Below are 19,744 nucleotides of genomic sequence, written 5' to 3'. Positions count from 1 at the left end.
ATGACGTCCTGTTGGTAGACAGGCGAGCGTGGGGCCGTCGCGGGAACGCGGGTTCGTGGAAGTCAGGACACATTGCGTACGCTAACGAGCATACTCTTGCTGTTGTTTATGGTCGGCCTAGGCGCCGAAGCGGTGTCCGCAGCATCGCCGGGGCATGATCATCATGTTCTCAACGGCGAGGTGATCGAGCAACAGGCACCCAAAGTGTCGGGCGATGACGCTGACACTTCCAACGATTACGAACAATCAGAGCACGGTCGCCATGCCCTGCATGGCTGCGGTGTATGCCATCACGCAATCGGCTTCGGGCTTGCGGTCACCTCACCTTATCAGCGACAGCTGCCGGTCCGTTTCCCGCCGATTGATGATCGGATGCGGTCCCGGTCGCCCGAACCGCCCTTTACCCCTCCGATCGCTGTTTCAGTCTGACCAACACGCAGCACTGAAAACAACGCTCGGAATTTTAAATCATGAAACATTTCTGGAATGCCCGGCTGGCTCAGTCGGGCTGCGGGGCTTTGGCATCGATCATTCTTGCCGTCGCGCCAATCGACGTGGCGTTCGCGCAGACCGCAGCGAACCGCACATTCTCTCTTTCTGACGTGCTCAATAGGGCCGTGGATGACAACCCGGTGGTGGCCGCATCCATTGCTGAGGTGGACGCGCTGCTGTCGGAGGCGGCCCTGGCCCGTCGCTGGGACAACCCCACGCTCGGCGCGGAAATCGAGGACTTCGGCGGGGACCGAAATGGCCTCCGCGAAGCCGATACGACCCTGTCCGTCAGCCAGACCGTACCGCTCGGAGGCGACCGGCAGTGGGCATACCGCGCGCAGAGCGCCAGAGCCGATGCCGCGCTAATTGAAGCGGCGAGTGCCCAGGCCACGTTGTTGGCCGATACGGCGCGCGCATTCGTTTCAGCCTATTCAGCGTCACGGACGTTCGCCGTCAGGCAGGAATTGCTCGAGACCGCCCAGCGGACAGCCAATGCCATCAATGCACGGGTTGATGCCGGCAGAGCTTCGCCCATTGAACGGCGTCGCGCGGAGATACTGGTTGCCAGAGCCTCCATCGCCCGCGACGAAGCCCGACTGGCGCGAACCGGGGCCGTTCAGAACCTGGCTGCGATATGGGCGGAGACAGCGCTTGAGGGTGATTTCATTTCGCCGCTTGAAGAGCTCAACCTGAGCGCTGCCTCGGCTTTGACGGCCGACAGCATCCTGGCGACCAATCTGCAGCTTCGTCAGCTCGGAGCCTTGGCCACAGCAAGTCGCTTCCACGTTCGCCGGGAGCAAGCCGAAGCCATCCCCGATGTGACACTCGGGACCGGCCTGCGCCGCTTCGGCGGGAGCGATGACATCGCCTTCCTGGCAACTATCGAATTGCCAATCCCGGTGCTCAACCGGAATCGTGACGGGATCCAGGCAGCGCTCTTCCGTGAGAACGGCGCACGGCTCGAGGCGGAGACTGCCAGACGCGCCATTCTGGGCAGTTTTGCGCGGGCGGCAGCCAGACTGGCCAGAGCGCAAGCCTCGCTGGCCCAACTAGAGGAGCGCGTGCTTCCGGCGTCGCATTCCGCGTTCGCCGCAGCTCAAGAGGCTTATAGCGAAGGCGCCATGTCCATCCTTGATCTGCTCGATATCCAGCGCACCTATTTCGACGTCCGCATCGATGTGATCTCGGCTCAAACCGAACTGGCCGCAGCCACTATCGACATCGACCTGCTCGCTGGCGCGCCCATGCTTAATGCCCTGGCGTCCGTAGATGGTGGGGAGGACTGATCATGAGGTACTCGCTCAAAGCCATCCTTGGCATCTGGCTGCTCTCCATTTTCCTGTCCGGGTGCCTCCCGGGCGACGAGGATGCGTCGGACAATGCCGCAGCGCCGCAACATGCCGAGGCTGACGCCCACGACGATGGGGACGAGGGTCATGACGAGCATGCCGAAACCGCGTCGCTTCGCCTGACCCCAGCGCAGATCAACGAGCTCGGAATTTCGGTCGAGCCTGTCGATCTGGGCATCGTGGCAGGAATGATCGAGCTGCCCGGCGAAGTGGGATTTAACCGCGACCGGCTGGCACATGTGACGCCACGTGTGTCCGGCGTCGTGCGATCTGTTGAAGTCACGGAAGGCGATTTTGTTCAAGCCGGCGATCTCCTGGCCGTTCTCGACAGCCGGGAGCTGGCGAATACGATCGCCGATTATCTGGCGGCTCGGACGCGGCTCAATCTCGCGCAACGGTCCTTCGATCGCGAAGCGCGACTCTGGGAGCGTCAAATTTCCGCGGAACAGGACTTCCTGGGCGCGCAACAAGCGCTCGAAGAAGCGCGCATCCTCGTTCACACCATCAGCCAGCAGCTCAATGCTCTGGGAATTTCCCAAAGACAGCTTGCCAACCTTGGCACGCCGACCGATCGGCCGCTCACTCAGTATGAGGTGACCGCACCGATTTCCGGGACCATCATCGAACGCCATGCTGTCCTGGGCGAGGTGGTTGAAGAAGGCTCGCAGCCGCCCGCCTTCATCATCGCCGACACCCGTTCGGTATGGATCGATGCGGCCGTCTATGGCGCAGACCTTGGCCGGCTGCGAGCGGGGGCTGCGGTGAGTATCGCTCCATCCGACAGTGGACCGCCGATTGCCTCGACCATCGCATTCATAAGTCCACAGCTGGGCGAGCGAACGCGGACGGGTCGAGCCCGCATCATCGTCGATGGCATCGGCGACAGACTGCGGCCTGGAACCTTTGTCACGGTCGAGGCGACTGTGGCAGACGCGCAGCCCGTGCTTCGCGTGCCGGTCTCTGCGCTCCAGACCATTGATGGCGAGCCCGTCGTGTTCGTCCGCACGGCCGAGGGCTTTGAAGTGCGTTCGGTCAGTATTGGTGAGCGAACTGATACATCCGCGGAAATCCTGTCCGGCCTGCAGCGCGGAGAGCCCATCGCCGTCAGCGGCACCTTCACACTGAAAGCGGAACTGCAAAAAGAGGAGTTTGATGATGGCCACGCCCACTAATCAATCAAACTCGTTCTCGGCATTGTTCCGGTTTCTCGAGCGTGTATCGGGCGGAAAGCTTTTGGCCGCCTTGGCATTCGTGCTCGTCGTCGTCGCCGGGGTTTGGACCTTCCGCTCGATGCCGGTGGACGCCTTTCCCGATGTGACGCCGACACTGGTTCAGGTCTTCACCGAGACAGAGGGTCTGGCGCCTGAAGAAGTCGAGCGCTATGTGACCTTCCCGGTTGAAACTTCGATGAACGGGCTTCCCCGTCTCAAAGAAATCCGATCCACCTCGAATTTCGGCCTCTCCGTGGTCAACGTCTACTTCGAGGACGGCGTGGACATCTATTGGGCACGTCAGCTTGTTGGCGAACGCCTTCAGCTGGCGCGTGAGGAAATTCCTGGCGGATTTGGTGATCCGCAGATGGGCCCGATCACCACCGGCTTGGGACAAATCCTGTTCTATTTCCTCGAAACGAGCGACGAAACGCATGATGGCGTTGAGCTCAGGACGTTGCAGGATTGGCAGGTCAAATTCGATCTGCAAACCGTACGAGGCGTGACGGAAATCCTCTCCCTTGGCGGGTATGAGCAACAGTACCAGATCAACGTGCTTCCCGAGGCGTTGCTCCGCTACCAGCTCTCGATCGCGGACATCATCTCTGCGGTAGAAACCAATAACGCCAACGCCGGCGCTCAATTCCTTGTCGAGAATAGCGAACAATATACCGTCCGGGCTGTCGGCCTCGCGAGCGGTGTTCACGATCTTGCCGACATCGTGGTCGCCGTCGAGGACACCATTCCCATCCGCATTCGTGATGTTGCGACCGTAGAAATCGGTGGGGCGCCGAGGCAGGGCCTGGCAACGATGAACGGAACCGGCGAAGTCGTCGCCGGTCTGGTTCTCAAGCTGATGGGTGCCAACACCAACGAAGTCATTTCGCTGGTGCACGAACGCATGGAGCGTATCAACGCCTCCCTGCCGCCCGGCGTCCGTGCGGTGCCGTATTATGATCAGTCAGAGCTGGTCAATGCGGCCGTCTCGACGATGACGACAGCGCTTTGGCAAGGCGCGCTACTCGTTGCCGTCGTCCTGTTTCTTTTTCTTGGAGGGTGGAGGCCGAGCTTGATTGTTGTGGCGTCCATTCCATTCTCGGTCGCGTTCGCTCTGGTCGCAATGCAGTTGTTCGGGGTCTCGGCAAACCTGATGTCACTGGGCGGCATTGCCATCGCCATTGGCATGATGGTCGACGGGGCCGTGGTCATCGTCGAAAATGCAAACCGAGCGCTTGCCTCCGCAAGCGGCGACGACAGCAAACTTCGGGTCGTGGCAACGGCCTGCGCCGAAGTTCTCCAGCCGCTGATCTTCGCCATCCTGATAGTCATGGTCGTGTTTGTTCCCATTCTCACGCTCCAGGGCGTAGAAGGGCGCACATTCAGGCCGCTGGCCTTCGCGGTCGTCTTTGCCATGATGGGCTCGCTGGTGTTTGCCATGTTCCTGGCCCCGGCCGCCTCGGCAGCCGGATTGCGCGCCAAGGCGGGTAAATCCGACAGCCAGACTGACGGAACCGGCTTCTACGAGCGTAGATTTGGGCCAGTGGTGCGCTTCTTCGTTCAACATAGGCCCGTGGCCGTTGGGTTGGCAGCGGCGATACTGCTGGCGGGCGCAGTGGTCTTTCCGCGTCTGGGCTCCGAGTTCACCCCGCGGATGAATGAAGGTGACCTTCTGGTCCGGCTAACAATGGCCCCCTCAATTGCGCTTCCGGAAGCCAGGGACACGGTGACCCGGTTCGAACAACGATTGTTGACCGACTTTCCCGAGGTCGAACGCGTAGTGACGCGTATCGGACGTGGGGAGGTCGGCGCGCATGCTGACCCGGTCAACAGCGCCGAAGCCTTTGTTGCGCTGCGCCCGCGACGCGAGTGGACGTCCGCATCCACCCAAGCCGATTTGCTGTCCTTGATGAGCGAACGGTTCGAAGGCTTCGCGGGCGCTCGCTTCAACTTCACTCAACCGATTGCGGCGGCAACAGACGAGCTGCTGACCGGCACCAAGGCCGACCTCGCGATCAAGCTGTTCGGCGAGGACGCAAGCGTTCTCGAAGCCTACGCCGCCGAAATCGCCGACGTCATTCGCGCAATTGACGGAGCCGCCGACGTGCAAACCGATCAGATGACGGGTGCACCTCAAATGCGGATCACGGTCAATCGCGAAGCGATCAGTCGTTTTGGCCTCAATGTCGAGGACGTACTGGCCGTGGTCCGGTCTGCTGTGGGCGGAAGAGAGGCCGGGCAGGTGTTCGACGGGGTTCGCCGCTTCGACATCATCGTCCGCTACCGTGAGGCCGACCGCCTGAATGCGGAACGTATTCGTCGGATCATCATCAACGGGCCAGGCGGAGAAGTGATACCTCTAAGCCAGGTCGCTGCGGTGGAACGCATTGAAGGACCCCGGCAAATCACCCGCGAAAACGGTCAACGCTACATCACCGTGCAGACCAATGTGCGTGATCGCGACATTGGCTCCTTCGTTGCCGAGGGGCAGGATGCCGTGGCGTCCCAAATCGAGCTTCCACCAGGATATTTCGTTGAATGGGGCGGTCAGTTCGAGCTGCAACAACAGGCGAATGCCCGCTTCGCGGTCGTCATTCCTGTGACGCTCGGCATCGTTTTCCTCTTGCTCTTGTTCAGCTTTGGAAGGTTGAAGAGCGCGCTCTTGATCCTGGCCAATATTCCGCTCGCCCTGGTGGGAGGTATCATTGCCCTGTGGCTCACAGGACAGAACCTTTCCGTGCCGGCGTCCGTTGGCTTCATCGCTCTGTTCGGTATCGCCCTCGGGAACGGGATGGTGCTCGTGTCCTTTCTGGACCGCTTCGCCAAAGACCGCGCTGACATCGACGTTTTCAGCGTCGAAGCAGCCGCACGGCGGGCCCAGCCCGTTCTCATGACGGCGACAACGACAGGTCTCGGCCTGATGCCATTGCTTTTTGCATCCGGTATCGGGTCTGAGGTTCAGCGTCCCCTAGCGGCTGTCGTGATTGGCGGTCTCGTGACCTCGACCATTTTGACACTGCTGGTGCTTCCGGCCGTGTACAAATGGTTCGCGCCCAAACGCTAGCGCGATGAATTGGCGGCGACCTCGGTCGCTGTCAATCCCGGCCGACCTGGTGTCCGGACAGACAGCGCGAATGATCGAACAAGCTCGTGACAATCTCGCAGCTGCCCACTTGGCCGCCGGCACACCCGTCGATCATGCGTTTGAGTTCACGCTCGAGAATGCGTAGCTGTTCGATGCGCTTTTGTGTCGCCGCAAGGTGATGACGGGCCAGCTCATCGGCGCGGGTGCAGTCAGTGCCCGGGTTCTCCTGCAAGGCGATAAGGTCGCGAATGGCCTCGACCGAGAAACCGAGATCCCGCGCATGCCGAATGAAACCCAGCAGATCTACCGACGCTTGATCATAGACGCGGCGACCGCTCTCAACCCGCTTCGGTTCCGGCATCAGGCCGACACTTTCGTAGTAGCGGATCGTCGTCACTTTGACGCCGGACCTTTCTGCCGCTTGTCCGATACTGAATTCTCTCGTCATTTTTCTTCTTGCTTCTACAGCCGCTGTAGAAATTAGAGTCCAGGCCGAAGCTAGGAGTCAAGACCATGAGTTGCTGCTCAAATGAGCAAAAGTTCGACGGCACATCCGTCGCTTACCGGCGCGCCCTGTGGGCCGTGATCGGTATCAATTTGGTGATGTTCGCCGTTGAAATAACGGCCGGGTTCGCCTCCGGCTCGCAGGCCCTGAAAGCCGATGCCCTCGACTTTGCCGGCGACACCATGACCTATACGATCAGTCTGCTCGTGATCGGGTCGAGCTTGGCGCTGCGTGCCCGGGCCGCGCTTTTCAAAGGCGGCCTGCTGCTCGTAATCGCGGTTTCAGTACTGGCCATGACCCTGGTGCGTGCGCTGTCCGGCGAACCGCCTGTCGCTGAAACCATGGGTATTGTCGGTTTCGCCGCCCTCCTTGCAAACGCGGCCAGCGTCCTCATCCTTCTCAAATGGAGAGACGGCGATGCCAACGTCCGCTCGGTGTGGCTGTGCTCCCGCAATGACGCCATTGGCAATGTCGGCGTCATGATCGCCGGCGGGCTGGTGGCCGTGACTGGCTCCGCCTGGCCCGATCTTGTGCTGGCTGTTGCCTTGGCCGGTCTCTTTACACGGTCCGCTTGGTCGATCTGCACGCAAGCCCTGGCCGAACTCCGCCAATGCAACGTCCCGCCCGCTGACCCTGAGCGCCCGCACAACGCCTAAGACCGTATTGGCTCGGGCCTAGCGCGTCGCTGGGCGGAGGGTTCCAGCTGGCCCAAACTGGCTGCCCAGTGGATCAGACCGAATGTGCAGACACGGGTCCAGCGGCGTTGAGGCACGGCCACCGGCACAGCGCCAGATATTGTTAATCACCGCGTTCCCCAGTCGGTCCGTCGGGCTTACTGATCGCGCCTGGAAAAAAAGGTTATACCCAAGGCTGCCGCCTCGAACAGCGCCAACGAGTAATGTTCACTCTCCCACGGTCTTCGTTTCTTTGGCAGGCGCGGTGAGAGCTCCGGAAGGATGTCGCAGACGGCTGTCGCGATGTCGTCTTTCGAGCTGATACCGTACACGCAGAACCGCTGTCGCACCTTGAGGCGGGATATCAGCACGACGGTGTAGCCGCTCTGTTTGGCATCCTTGGCAATCTCTCGCAGGAGGACACGGATACGGTGGTGGCGGGTCGATGTCGGAGCATCTCCTTCTTCCATAACAACATGAATGGGATGGTAACCCCGGATCAACTTACCGGCAGCGGTCCGACAAAATCGGTTCTTATTCACCCTTGCTTCGCGGCCGCCCCAATCCAATACGCGCCGATTGGCATCAAAAACGACGTAGCAGAGCCCTCGTGAACTCGGTTCCAAGGCGAGGACGTGCGCTATTTGGCACTCGGCTTTCAAGGCTAAGGGCCGTCAAAACGTCGGCAGATGGATTTGATGAACTCGACCTTTGCAGGGAGGGGGGTGGTTCGCGATTGCTCACAACGCTTAAGTAGCTTCGCAGCGCGCGCCTGAGTACGGCGTCGGAGATCCGCGGTGGTGTCAGGTAACAAGTTGGCCGCGGGAATATCGAAAATAAGTTCGTAGGTCAGCAGCGTGAGGGTATCGGGGCGCACCTGCCCGCATTCAATTCGTGAGATGGTGCTGAGGCTAGTTCCGACCAGTTGGGCAAGCTCGGCCTGGTCGAGCCCGCCACGCCGACGGCAGGCCTTTAGCCGAATGGCATTCGCGTCGAACATGGTGTTGTTGGCACAGCGCCATTAGCAACGCCGTGCCTATTTATTCTGGCATGTCTAAGGGGGGTGGGGAGGCGTGGGCATTTGCGCGATGTGCACAACGCCACGTCGTGACGCAACGGGTGTGGCGTGCTGTAATTGGCGAAGCAGCTTACCCAGCGCACACGTAGGTAGAGCGCATGTTCTCATATTGGAGATTATGCGCGGATAGCTAACCGTGTGGCGGACTAACACTCTTGGTGCTACCGAACTTGGAGCTTCGGTCTCAGGACCGCTGAATTCCGACAGCGGGCTGTCGATAATCGGAAATTTTTGGGTCTGCCGCGTGGGGCTTCAGATGCGCCGTGCGTGAAATTTGATCCAGCAATCTAGCTAATCCACGGCCTTGTTGCCTCAACTATGTCGAGCGGATCGATCGTATTTGAACCCGGTGAAATCGTCGCGCCGTAGACCGAGCTCAGGCCGAAGATCATGAATGTAAGGGGTTTTTGTACGTGTGCGACTTGTCGTTTCCAAGAGTCAATATCGATATTTGAGGGCGTCGGATCGGCCTCTGGATGTGAATGCCACTCTCCAACCCAGTCTCCCTTGCCCCCACATCGGACCCACCACATCGTTGCCGAGATTTGATGACTTGGGCAACGGCGATGAAACCGGTGGTGTGTTGATAGGTCAGCGGGTCCAGGAAAAGTACATCGCATGATCCTTATTGCGCCCTTCGCACGCAGCCCTAGCAGCAGCCCGCCTGTCTCGCGCTTGCCTGCTTCAGCTGCCACGCGTGAACTGATCCGGTGGTAGACGGCTGAGTCAACGCTGACAGAGACATCAGTGGTTAGAGCACGCGGGGCATTCATCAGATTTCTCTAACAGTTGATCTCGGTTTGATCCCGACTTCGCAAGGCCGAAATCCGTCACCCGCGTCCAAAGGTTCTTCGCTGTGCTTTCTGAGATCACCGCCACCGTGGCCTCCAGTGCTAGGGCGGCGGCTGCAACCGAAGTTGCCACCGAAAACGGAACGTACGCGCCATCTCCGCACGTTCCGTAGATGAAATCAGTACGCCTACAACTATCCTTCAACGGTGAATGTCGAGCTGAATTTGCCAGGCTCGGCCTTATACACCGATAACACGCTCCACTCCCTTGACTTCGTGAGGCGAACGACTGAACAGCGGCACCTTCCTGAACGATCCAGCTGTAAATGACGTGTCTATCCCTTTCTTCGTTAAGATGTTGGCGGTTTATCCACTCGGAGACATTTTCAGTTCCTGTCGCATCGATGAGAACTTGGCATCCGCCAAGCCGCGCCCATACGTGCTCAATTCCGTTGTCATGGGATTCAACGTTTAGTTTCGGATGAAAGCGACTGACTTGTTCAGCGACCGCTTCCGCCTTGTTTCGCCCGATTTCGTGGAACGAGCATGCGTGCCTACCGAGATTAGCGGGCGATATGCTTTCCGGATCGACTAGAACCAATTTGCCGCCACAAGCCCCCGCGCCAGATCGAACCAGCAAAGGTGCTAAAAACGAACCGATGGTACCGCAGCCGATCAAGGCTATGTGCTTCCCCCCAAGCGGGGGGTGAGCCTCGTTCTGATTACCTAAGCAACGCTGTGTCACAAATCGCGCGCTCGCCTCCTCGGCTGTGGCATGTTGCAGCGGAGCGGCGTTAAGAATCGCTTTGGGCAAGCGGGTGCTATGCTTACTCCCCTTAACCGGTGGCGATGGCAGTAGATGGACGCCCAAGCATGCATTTTGGCCCTTTGTGAAAACCCAAATGTCCTCTTGGAGCCGGTCCTTCACCTGTTTGAAGGGGAGGATTGAGTTGAGAGCATTCTTCTCCCACCACTCGGACAGTTGCTGCACCGTTTTTGGCACAACTTCGTCACTCACTGGCTCAAGGTTTCGATCGACCTTCACGATTACGGCTGATCGATTTGAGGACCTCGAATTCTGTGCGGTTCGAGAGAGAAAAATCCCCGTGTTCGCTTGTAACGCTGACCAACTGCTCACTCCAGCCGGAGGGTCATCCACCAGATAGAATCCACGGTCTCCCCAATACGAAGAGTATTCCATTGTTATTGCCGAAAGGGGGCGAACACCGAGCGAGTCTGCCAGTGTGTCCTCCGCCATCTTGAGAACCGCTAAGACTGAACCGCCGGGGTCATATGGATCAAGGCGCAGTGTTCCGGGCGCTGCGTAGCATACACGGTTGTGGTTCGGGCCTTCTAAATGTGGCCTTGCGCCGTTGGGCAGTTCACTCAGATCGTCAACGTAGACCTCGGGTTTTGATAAAAATCCAATGTCAGGGACATGCAAAGTGACGCGAAGCCGCTTGTGACCAAAGTTCAGTTCGCCAGAATAGCGATTTGGATCAGCGGATCGCTCAAAGCCTATTTGTCGAAGCGTTTCCCTGATTGATGTTGGCGGGTTGGGCCAGCCCGTCATCCCGATGTCGAAGAAATAATGTTGGGATGAGGCACGCGTGATGCTGACTCTTTTGTCACCTGAGGCAATTGACTCGCCTGATCAATTTTTACCGCATGCGGACTATTCGGGAATCGCGCGCCAAAGATTGTGCGAAGATGTTTCACTACTACCTGTGCGTTGGTACAATGATTCAGCGCTGTGTTCAGACCGTCGATGGCGCTATCGACCCTAGCGATCAGAGCGGCCCTTTCAGTGCCTTCCATTTCAGCGTCTAGTCGAGCATTGGTGATCGGATGGAGTATCCCCTCGCCCGCAAGACTCGCTCGAAGTTTATGAAGCGCGACTAGGGTCATTGCGTCGTCTCGATCACCTGCCGGCTTGCCCGCCAATTCATCCAACGCCCACACCGTTGTGATTGTGACAGCTAGTGAAGACAGCTTGATGTCTGGAGATGCCTGATCTCGCCAAGCTTTTAGGTACATCGTCACGCGCCGACAGACGGTTCCCAAATCATCAACCCAGGATTCGAACCAATCCTGAAAGGCTTTCGGATCCGAGTGAACCCAGTCTTCGTCTCGGTGGGCCAGACGGACCGCGTTAGACGGGACTCGATAGTGCTTATCCCATTTAGCTAGCTTCGAGTTGTTGAGGTGCTCCGCTTTCCGGGCGCCCTCACCAAATGCTTTCTCAAAATTCTTTTGAACTCGATTAAACTCAGATTGCTCGACAGCGAAAAGAGGAAGGTCAATGTGAGCGCCAGCATCACCTAGCTGAACTCGCACACATGTCGGTTTGCGACAAAGCGTCCACGTTGGCTCCTCGTCGAGAAGAGAAGCCAATGCCTTTTCCACCACATAGAACAATGCGTCCGATGAAAAGATCGGTTCGTCATCAACAAACTCTACCGGAACGTAAACGCCATCATCCAAGTCGATCTCCTGGGGAGGCGTTTTCGCAGGTCGCACAAGAGTTTGATATGCGAATGATCCTTGGCGAAGAAAGCGAACGTCGATGACCTGGACCTTGGCGGATTTCGCTATAGACGCGTGGTCGCGTTTGGCGACACGAATTCGTCGGCCTTCCTCTGACGCGAAGATTTTATCAACCTGCCCAAATGCTAGGCGAAGGCATTGACGAATTCGCTCGCTCGCTTGCCGAAGTAGGCTATCTTCATCATCGCCATGCTGAATGTGGATCTTACGTTTGAAGCTAGGCTCTACCCTCAAGCCTTTAAACAACGCATGCGCGTTTGCGGTGGTCATGCCACTACTCCGAGTCAAATTCCCATATATAGTGGGGTTTGCGTTTTGTTCGCGCAAGGGGTAGTGATCGATTTATGGCGAGAATCCTTGGCCTATGGTTCTGGATGGTAACATCTGCCGTCGCGGCTCTTCTATTGAGCACAGCGATCGATTTGGTGCTTTCGGTGTTCGCGCGATTGTTGGGGCTTGAAATCGGGGCCGAACTAAACATCGCACCTCGTTGGCTCGCATTAGCAATAGCAGCTCTTCTAGTTCTTCCGTTCTTGCCGCGGGTGCGCCGATGGTTATGGAGGTTGCCCTGGATAGGCAGTCAACTGCGCAAGCATGTCTTTGAGGATCTCGACGGAGATTGGACGGTAGAAATTGACTCGAACTGGCCAACGGTGGAGGCGATGTGGAAAGCGAGCCGGGATGCCAACGAAGAGCGGTTCGACCCTGTATCTAACCCAGATACAATGTGCGAGGGGGTGCCGTTTAGATTTGACGCAACCATAACAATGGGATGGGCGAAAGCCGAAGTGATCATTTACCCCAACAAATCAACGCCGCTCCAGCAATCCAGAACTATCATTTTCGAACTCATTCGGAAGTGTGCTGACTATCCCCCGCGCGTGTTCTGGGGCTTCCGACAGTTCAACTCCTCTGTCGAAGCAACTGATGAAGACAACTTCCTTGGAGCTGCAATGCTGGACGTGGTTAGCGCGGATGAGCTGACCGGCACCTATTGGAACAATCGATCTTGGCGTAAGGGATTGAATGTCGCCGGACGCATCACAATGAAAAGGAGGCCATGACGAAGAATTACCTGACAATTCGCATGGGCGGAACGACGCAGGCGGTGTACGTAGGATAAGTTGCCACAGAAGTAGACGTTGGACAGAACGTCGAGCACGCGATTAGATTTTCCAATCTCAGATACCCCAACGAGTCACTTTGCGATTGTGATCGACTGATGACCATAGAGCCGGCGTCGTCGAAGCCATCCCGCCTTGGTATTGCTTCACAAGCCACCCTATTATCTGGCCGACGGCCAGGTGCATTTGGAAGCTATTTCGCCGCAGCCGGTCGAGCAGAAAACTTAATGACCAACGTCTGCTCCTGCGCCAAAGCGGACCTCCAAGCACGGTTCAGCGCGTGGACCCGCTTGGGTCGACGCGTACTGCAATTTTCCTTCGAGATCTCGACCGCCTGCCACGGCCGACCAAACCCTTGGAGAGGTACCTATTGACGGGCGAGAAGTCTTTATGTCGTTCGACGTAGGCATTTGCACCGTTCGCAAATTTTCGTGTCAATGTTCGACAAACGTCTCGATACGCCCATGGGGAACGCTCTGGTTACCATAAGTAGCGCCGCTGCCGATCAGGGCGAAAGTTCCCGCCAGCTGTGGGGCACAAGCAGTCGAAATTATTCTGCAGTGGCGCAAAATACCAAGCTAGCGAGGCGATGAAACGATGGCGCGCGCCCGTTGAGAAAGATGCAAAATCACCTTCTCTAATACCTCATTTGGGAGTTCAGCGTATAGCCCTTCCTCATTTGGCGGCCGCATGGCGAACCAAAACAATTGGCTCCTATACCCGTTTTCTCGTGCTGTTTCGTAATCAAGCGCAAAAACGACCAGAGGAGACCTGGATTTGGTACTGGCGTGTTCATCATTTTTGGAAGACAAAACCGAAAATTCGGTTGTCCCAAACACTTGGTGGAGCACACGGAGCACAACCTCGGTGATCCAGCGCCAATGCGCCACTTCGTCTCTCGACATTTCAGCAACTGATGAGATGTTCCTCACAGCAGAGATCGAAATCACAACCGGGTGGGTTGCTCGAATCTCCACAGCTGCCCGGAAGTGCTTTGTCTCGAGGAAGTTTCGGATTTGTGACAGCTGGTGTGAACGCATATACTTATAGATTTATCAATTAAATCATTTGGTTAATGGTGCCATAGATGGCTTGGAAACGCCAGTCACGTAGACCATTTTGGACCGTGCGAAGCACTAGGCTAAGCTGGAGAATGGTCCGAATCCTGGGCTTCACAGGTGTTGCCAGTTGCGCCCTGTGCAAACCGCCACCCCAAAGTTCGAATAATGCCTCTCATCGGGCAGCACGTTTGTGTAAATAACTAAGTAACGAATAATGCAAAAAGAAATAGACAGAATACTTTTTGAGCGCGAAACAGCGCTACATAAATTTGAGGTACGGTCTTCAGCTCAAGAAATAAATAAATACCTATCTGATTCATTTATTGAATTTGGCAGTTCAGGAACGGTTTTCACAAAAGCATCGATCATTGAGGCACTTGCGGAAGAGGAAGAAGATTTAAGTGTTAAGGTGGAAAATTTTGAAACAAGGATCTTATGTGACGATACCGTACTAGTAACCTATAAATCTACTATTACTGTAGACGGTCAAGTGCTAAGTTCGCTTCGAAGTTCAATATGGATGTTAGAGGGTGATGAGTGGATGATGGCTTTCCACCAAGGCACTCGAGCACTTTAAGTTAATATTTAACCGAAAGGTGAATTTTTAGGGTTTCTGGCCTGGTTATTTGCACCCTGCGCAAACCACCACGTCAAAGTTCGAATAATGCCTCTCATCGGGCAGCCAGTCGGGATGGAAGTGCGTTTTGCGAGCAGTTCGTAGGCAAAATGCAGCTCAACAGAGAGCTTTTTTCCATCCACCCAAAAGTTCGCGCACGTCTCATTTAGCAATTCTCGAGATTCTGGTGCATTCGCGGAAAAATGGCTTAACAGCGGGCTTTGAGCGAGTTCGCACATTTTTCGAATTCGATTAGGATTTTTACCCCGTGTGACCCCAATATTCGAACTTTCATGTTCGGCTTCCGCGATCTGCATCAGCAGGTTTTCCTGTCGGTTTCGATACACTTCGCCTGAAATCGTGCCGTCAATGAGCAGGTCTGTTAGACGCTCCAGGCGCTGGTTCATTTGCTGAATTCGCAAGCTGATCTTCTTTCGATTTTCAGCTTCCCGAGCCTGAAAATCGTTCTTGAGATCTTGGTACGCGGCGATGAGCGCTTTCGCTTCCGCCTTTGAAATCCGAACGGTGGATAAGACTGCTTGGATCTGTCCGTCGACCAGGTCTTCCCGAATGCAGCACCCGGGACAGCCGCGGGTCCGACACCGGTAATAGACCCGACCTTTTTGGAGCTCGCCGATCAGATAACCGTCGCACCTCTTGCATCGTAGCCGGCGCTTGTAGCAGAAGCGGTGTCGCCTAAGCTTCTCACCAGATTTGCCCTGCAGAATCGATTGAACGCGCTTGAATTGGTAGGGTGAGATTAGTGGTTCATGTATCCCTTTGAACGCCTCACCTGTTTTCTGGACCCGCATGATCCCAGCGTAGAATGGGTTGTTAAGCATCCGGCCGATCATGCTTACGGAGAGAGGTTTGCCGGACGCGCTTCGAAGACCCATCGCTGTGATCTTCTCCCGCAATGTCGTGATGGAGTACTGTCCGGTCGCGTAAAGGTCGAAAGCCTCTCGAACCAGCGGTCCTCGCATTGGATCGACCGCCTTGGGCTTGCCGCCGCCTTGGTTGAGATAACCGACCGGGGCCGGAAGGGGATACAGTCCCTGTTTTAGTCGACCATAGAAACCCTTTTTGGTCTCTTCGCGTAGATTGCGAATGGTGTCCGCAGCGAACGCAACGAGGATATCGGCAGTCAGACGTCCGCTCCGGGAAGAGAGGTCGATATCTTCGTTGGCAAAGTAGAGCTTGACGCCAAGCTCCGTGAGTTCACCTAAATCTGCCCAATCGCGGAAATTTCGTGTGCCTCGATCAACGCGGTGCAGGATCACGCCGTCCGCTTTTTTGCGGCGGAGCTGTTTGAGCATTCGCCCGAAAACAGGTCGCCCCTGCTTGGCGGCTGTTTGCCGCTCTTCGAACCACTCCGTTACGGTGAGCTGCCTGCGGTCAGCGTACTGTTGGATTGCGCTGCGTTGTTCCTGGAGCGATACGCCCTTGTGGCCTTGCTTGACCGTTGAGACGCGAATGTAAGCGTAATAATTTCCCATAAATCATATAGTTATAGACTCATAGGATAGAATCTTGGTCGCAAAGAGTCGAATCTGGCGGGTCGGACCTCCTTCCGCGATTCTCTGGATCAGACCGTCGCGCGATCCGCTCGACAAGCGCGATGTAGCGAAAAAGCCTGTCTTCCTCGACCCGGATTTGTTGCTTCGTGAATTCTTCCGGGAGCAGCTTACGGAGGAAGTCCAACTTAGGTCGCTTGGAAGGGGTTCTGGACATGAGACCGTTCAGGATACGCCTGCAGCCGCGATCCGGAAGACGTGGCCGCTTGCAGGGTCTGCAGATCCCCACGTCTGGTTCGCTACCAGAGTCCCCTGATAGCCTTTAGGCATATGTCAGAACACCTACCCAACGCTCCGGCAAATGCCGAGCGCAAGCCAACTAAACCTACCCGACGAACCATCCAGGTCGTCTCGGCCATTGCACCCAATCGCGAGCTGATCGAGACAATTTTCGACGCGAACAAGGAGCGGGCCCGGCTCGCCATCTGGAAAGACCAAAAGGCTACCATCGTCGATGACTATGTTCCGGACGAGGCGGTTCGCTACGTACCGCTCTCAAGCGCTGGCGCGTTGGTGGAGCACGGGGTGCTCCGGTTTCCCGACGAGCCAATGCAATACGGCGAGACTGCAGACCTGCTCGATGCCATCCGGGCCTACATCCACGCCTATGTTGACGTCTCTGAGGCATTCGAGCGCCTCGCCGCCAATTATGTTCTACTGACTTGGGTCCATGATCGCTTCAACGAACTGCCCTACCTGCGGCGCCGCGGCGATTATGGGACAGGCAAGACCCGCTTCCTCACCGTCATTGGATCGATCTGCTTCAAGCCAATTTTCGCGGGTGGGGCATCAACCACCTCGCCCATCTTCCATTTGCTCAATCGTATCGGTGGCACCCTGGTGATCGATGAGGCGGATTTCCGGTTCTCGGATGAAAGCGCACTCATTGCCAAAATTCTCAATGCCGGCAACGTGAAGGGCTATCCGGTGTTGCGCAGCGAGAGCATCAACGGCAAGGACTTCCGCCCTCGCGCCTTCAAAGTGTTTGGTCCGAAAATCATTGCCATGCGCGGCCGCTACGACGACCCCGCATTGGAGAGCCGGTTTCTCACTGAGACGTCGTCCAGCGCGTCCACCCGACCCGATATCCCGATCAACCTCCCAAGCGAGCAGGCGGCCGAGGCCGCAGTGCTGCGCTCCAAACTGCTCCAATACCGGTTCGATCATTTCGAGCACGTTGGCGAACCTAAGCCCATGGACACGGACGCACCGGGCATGGAGCCGCGGATGCGACAGATCCTCAGCCCCTTGCTCACCGTCGCCGTGGACGAAACGGACCGCGAAGCAATCCTGGCGCACGCCGCCATCGCCCAAGAGCGGCTGCAAGAGGCCCGCGGTCAGACACTCGAGGCAGAAGTGCTCACGGTGATCCGCAAGCTCATGCTACGCGACGATAGTGCAGGAGTGAGCATGCGGGAGATTGCCCAGGTGCACGGTCGGGCCTATCTCGACAGTTTGAGCAAGCCGCTGGCCGCGCGCGCGGTGGGCCACCTTGTACGCACCAAGCTCAATCTGAAGACCACAAAGAGCCACGGCGTGTTCATCATCCACAAATCCCAGGCGTCGGCACTCGCCGCCCTCTACGCGCGATACGACATCACTGACGAGGACGTGGATTATCTGGCAGACCGGCTGGGGGAGACGCTTCGGGTGGACATTGGGGATGTCGGGGATGTCGGACGACGTCCCTGACATTTGGTGGTCATAGCGTCACTCAACCCCACCCCTGGCCCCAGATTGGGGTGTGGGCCCCCGGCGACATCCCCGATGTCCCCAACATCCCCATTTGCGCCGACTGCAAATGCCCACGTCTACGCTCCGGGCCACGGGTGGGCGACAATAAGTGAGCGCGGGGATTTGCGCCCCTGCGTGTCCTGCCCCCTAAGGGCTCAATCGGACGCACCGCCTTCTCGGTGTCGTCCGCCGGCATCGATTGGCGGTGTCGGCGACGCGATACGGAGAGACCCATGGAAACGACAACCGAGTGCAGAACCTGCACCATTCGCGAGCTCAATGATGCGCTCCGGACCACGGGAAAGGGCGGGCGCCTTGTCATGACGCGCGGCGTTCATGACAGGGGCGAAGCGTTTATCCTTGCGGCTTTCGCGGCCATCCGGGATTTTGACGACTTCACGCCGGAAAATGACCCTTACGAGGATCATGATTTCGGGCGGGTGGTGATCGACGGTGAGCCGCTGCTCTGGAAGATCGACTACTACGACACGACGATGAAGTTCGGCTCGGATGATCCGTCCGATCCGGAGCAAACCACACGCGTGCTCACCGTCATGCTCGCGAATGAATACTAGCTCTTTGGCTCCGCCCCTTTGCGGAGCCTTTTCTTGTTTTGGTGTGGGCGTTTGCGCCGTGCGCATTTCCCCACGCCTACTCGGCCCGGGCGCCCTCCGGTAGGCTGGAACTCTATGCCGTCTCAGCCACCGGATCACATTCGATACTTCGCGCGTTTGCGCCATCGCAATGATGACCGTGCCTTCGGCATTCGTCCGGCTGACCGGGCCTCGCACATTTACATCGTCGGCAAGACCGGGACCGGTAAAACCACTTTGCTCGAGACGATGCTTCTCGGCGACATACGGGACGGGCTTGGCTGTGCGTTGCTCGATCCCCACGGTGATCTCGCGCTCCGGCTCTGGACGCGACTTCATCACCGTCACAACAGACGCATCGTCTATGTCGACCCCGCTGATCCTGCCTGCCGCGTGAGCTTAAACCCTCTTGTGCGGGTCAGCGCGCCTCTGCGTCCGCTGGTCGCCGCCGGACTTCTGGATGTCTTCAAGATGATGTGGAGCGACGCCTGGGGGTCGCGCATGGAGCATGTGCTACGCAACGCGCTCTTGGCACTGCTTGATCAGCCGCGCGCAACCCTGCCGGACATACTTCGGATCATCTCTGACGATACATTCCGGCTCAACGCGGTCCCGAACATTCAGAACAAGCAGGTTCGGCGCTACTGGGAGCACGAGTTTCCCAATTACGCCAAACGCTATCGAGGAGACGCGATCGCACCCATTCAGTCCAAGGTGGGCGCGCTGTTGGCTGACCCGCGGCTCTATCGCTTTTTCACCGCTCAAGAGGGTCAGCTCCGCCTGCGCGCCGTGATGGACGAAGGACAGGTAATGATTATCAACCTCTCTAAGGGCCGATTAGGGGCCGACAGCTCTGCGCTGCTTGGTGGGGTGCTCACCACCTTGCTTGGGGTGGCCGCATTCTCCCGTGTCGCCTTGCCCGAGGCGAAACGCCGTCCCTTCTTCATCTATATCGACGAGTTCCAGACCTTCACGACGCTGGCGATTGCGGAAATGCTGGCCGAGCTGCGCAAGACCGGTGTCGCGCTCATCCTCGCGCATCAATTTCTCCAGCAGGTCAGCCTGCCGATCCGGCATGCGGTCCTCGGCAATGCCGGCACCTTGATCGCGTTTAGGGTCAGCGCAGAGGATGCCGGCTATTTGGCGAAGGAGTTCGAGCCGAAATTTGAGCGGCTCGATTTGATCAGCCTCCCAAACTTTCACATCTACTTGAGGCTTATGATCGATGGCGCACCGAGCAAACCATTCAGTGCCATCACCCTTCCGCCCGCTGGCCCGATACCCACTTATGGCAGAACTCAGCAATGACTCGC

The 19,744-nt window shown here is 57.4% G+C and carries 16 protein-coding genes; 10 read left to right on the top strand and 6 right to left on the bottom strand.

Annotated features, from left to right (window positions below; translation table 11 throughout):
* Window positions 1–96 precede the first annotated feature (96 nt).
* The 4 genes from ACXYMR_RS00980 to ACXYMR_RS00965 are packed head-to-tail and all read left to right on the top strand — an operon-like array spanning window position 97 to window position 6,113.
* Window positions 97–429, top strand: a complete 333-nt coding sequence (locus ACXYMR_RS00980) for a hypothetical protein (protein WP_458940876.1) — start codon at window positions 97–99, stop codon at window positions 427–429.
* A gap of 41 nt (window positions 430–470) precedes the next feature.
* A complete protein-coding gene (locus ACXYMR_RS00975) occupies window positions 471–1,778 on the top strand; it encodes a TolC family protein (RefSeq protein ID WP_458940875.1) in 1,308 nt (435 codons plus the stop codon).
* Between the two features lie 2 nt (window positions 1,779–1,780).
* Window positions 1,781–3,013, top strand: a complete 1,233-nt coding sequence (locus tag ACXYMR_RS00970; RefSeq protein ID WP_458940874.1) for an efflux RND transporter periplasmic adaptor subunit — start codon at window positions 1,781–1,783, stop codon at window positions 3,011–3,013.
* Window positions 2,997–6,113 (top strand): efflux RND transporter permease subunit, encoded by a 3,117-nt coding sequence (locus ACXYMR_RS00965; protein ID WP_458940873.1) that lies wholly within the window; start codon window positions 2,997–2,999, stop codon window positions 6,111–6,113. Before ACXYMR_RS00970 ends, ACXYMR_RS00965 begins: the two co-directional genes overlap by 17 nt.
* A gap of 31 nt (window positions 6,114–6,144) precedes the next feature.
* On the opposite strand, the gene ACXYMR_RS00960 is transcribed toward ACXYMR_RS00965, so the two are convergent.
* Entirely contained in the window at window positions 6,145–6,582 is a 438-nt protein-coding gene (locus ACXYMR_RS00960) for a MerR family transcriptional regulator (RefSeq protein ID WP_458940872.1), read from the bottom strand.
* A 65-nt stretch (window positions 6,583–6,647) separates the two neighbouring features.
* Here ACXYMR_RS00960 and ACXYMR_RS00955 point away from each other — a divergent pair, with 65 nt between their 5' ends.
* Window positions 6,648–7,295 carry a cation transporter gene (locus tag ACXYMR_RS00955; RefSeq protein WP_458940871.1) on the top strand — a complete coding sequence of 216 codons (648 nt, stop codon included), beginning with the start codon at window positions 6,648–6,650 and terminating at the stop codon, window positions 7,293–7,295.
* A gap of 682 nt (window positions 7,296–7,977) precedes the next feature.
* On the opposite strand, the gene ACXYMR_RS00950 is transcribed toward ACXYMR_RS00955, so the two are convergent.
* The 4 genes from ACXYMR_RS00950 to ACXYMR_RS00935 form a co-directional block, all read right to left on the bottom strand.
* Complete coding sequence (locus tag ACXYMR_RS00950; RefSeq protein WP_458940870.1) at window positions 7,978–8,313, bottom strand: helix-turn-helix domain-containing protein; 336 nt, start codon at window positions 8,311–8,313, stop codon at window positions 7,978–7,980.
* Window positions 8,314–8,678: 365 nt separating this feature from the next.
* Window positions 8,679–9,164 carry a Mov34/MPN/PAD-1 family protein gene (locus ACXYMR_RS00945; RefSeq protein WP_458940869.1) on the bottom strand — a complete coding sequence of 162 codons (486 nt, stop codon included), beginning with the start codon at window positions 9,162–9,164 and terminating at the stop codon, window positions 8,679–8,681.
* A complete protein-coding gene (locus ACXYMR_RS00940; RefSeq protein WP_458940868.1) occupies window positions 9,136–10,755 on the bottom strand; it encodes a ThiF family adenylyltransferase in 1,620 nt (539 codons plus the stop codon). Before ACXYMR_RS00940 ends, ACXYMR_RS00945 begins: the two co-directional genes overlap by 29 nt.
* Complete coding sequence (locus ACXYMR_RS00935; protein WP_458940867.1) at window positions 10,752–11,999, bottom strand: CBASS cGAMP synthase; 1,248 nt, start codon at window positions 11,997–11,999, stop codon at window positions 10,752–10,754. The genes ACXYMR_RS00940 and ACXYMR_RS00935 overlap by 4 nt, the downstream gene beginning before the upstream one ends.
* Before the next feature lie 74 nt (window positions 12,000–12,073).
* Between ACXYMR_RS00935 and ACXYMR_RS00930 the strand changes: the two genes are divergently transcribed.
* Entirely contained in the window at window positions 12,074–12,793 is a 720-nt protein-coding gene (locus ACXYMR_RS00930; protein ID WP_458940866.1) for a hypothetical protein, read from the top strand.
* Window positions 12,794–14,128: 1,335 nt separating this feature from the next.
* Complete coding sequence (locus tag ACXYMR_RS00925; protein ID WP_458940865.1) at window positions 14,129–14,491, top strand: nuclear transport factor 2 family protein; 363 nt, start codon at window positions 14,129–14,131, stop codon at window positions 14,489–14,491.
* Between the two features lie 8 nt (window positions 14,492–14,499).
* Here ACXYMR_RS00925 and ACXYMR_RS00920 read toward each other — a convergent pair whose 3' ends face one another.
* Complete coding sequence (locus tag ACXYMR_RS00920) at window positions 14,500–16,026, bottom strand: recombinase family protein (RefSeq protein WP_458940864.1); 1,527 nt, start codon at window positions 16,024–16,026, stop codon at window positions 14,500–14,502.
* Between the two features lie 348 nt (window positions 16,027–16,374).
* Between ACXYMR_RS00920 and ACXYMR_RS00915 the strand changes: the two genes are divergently transcribed.
* From ACXYMR_RS00915 to ACXYMR_RS00905, 3 genes are all read left to right on the top strand, one after another.
* Complete coding sequence (locus tag ACXYMR_RS00915) at window positions 16,375–17,796, top strand: hypothetical protein (RefSeq protein ID WP_458940863.1); 1,422 nt, start codon at window positions 16,375–16,377, stop codon at window positions 17,794–17,796.
* Window positions 17,797–18,071: 275 nt separating this feature from the next.
* Entirely contained in the window at window positions 18,072–18,413 is a 342-nt protein-coding gene (locus ACXYMR_RS00910) for a DUF3768 domain-containing protein (RefSeq protein ID WP_458940862.1), read from the top strand.
* A gap of 156 nt (window positions 18,414–18,569) precedes the next feature.
* On the top strand, window positions 18,570–19,739 hold the full coding sequence (locus ACXYMR_RS00905) for a type IV secretory system conjugative DNA transfer family protein (protein WP_458940861.1): 1,170 nt from the start codon (window positions 18,570–18,572) through the stop codon (window positions 19,737–19,739).
* Window positions 19,740–19,744: the final 5 nt, after the last annotated feature.

This window comes from Maricaulis sp. CAU 1757 (assembly GCF_054482675.1).
Note: the sequence above shows the minus strand (reverse complement) of the source record. Positions and strands in the feature narration are given on the sequence as shown.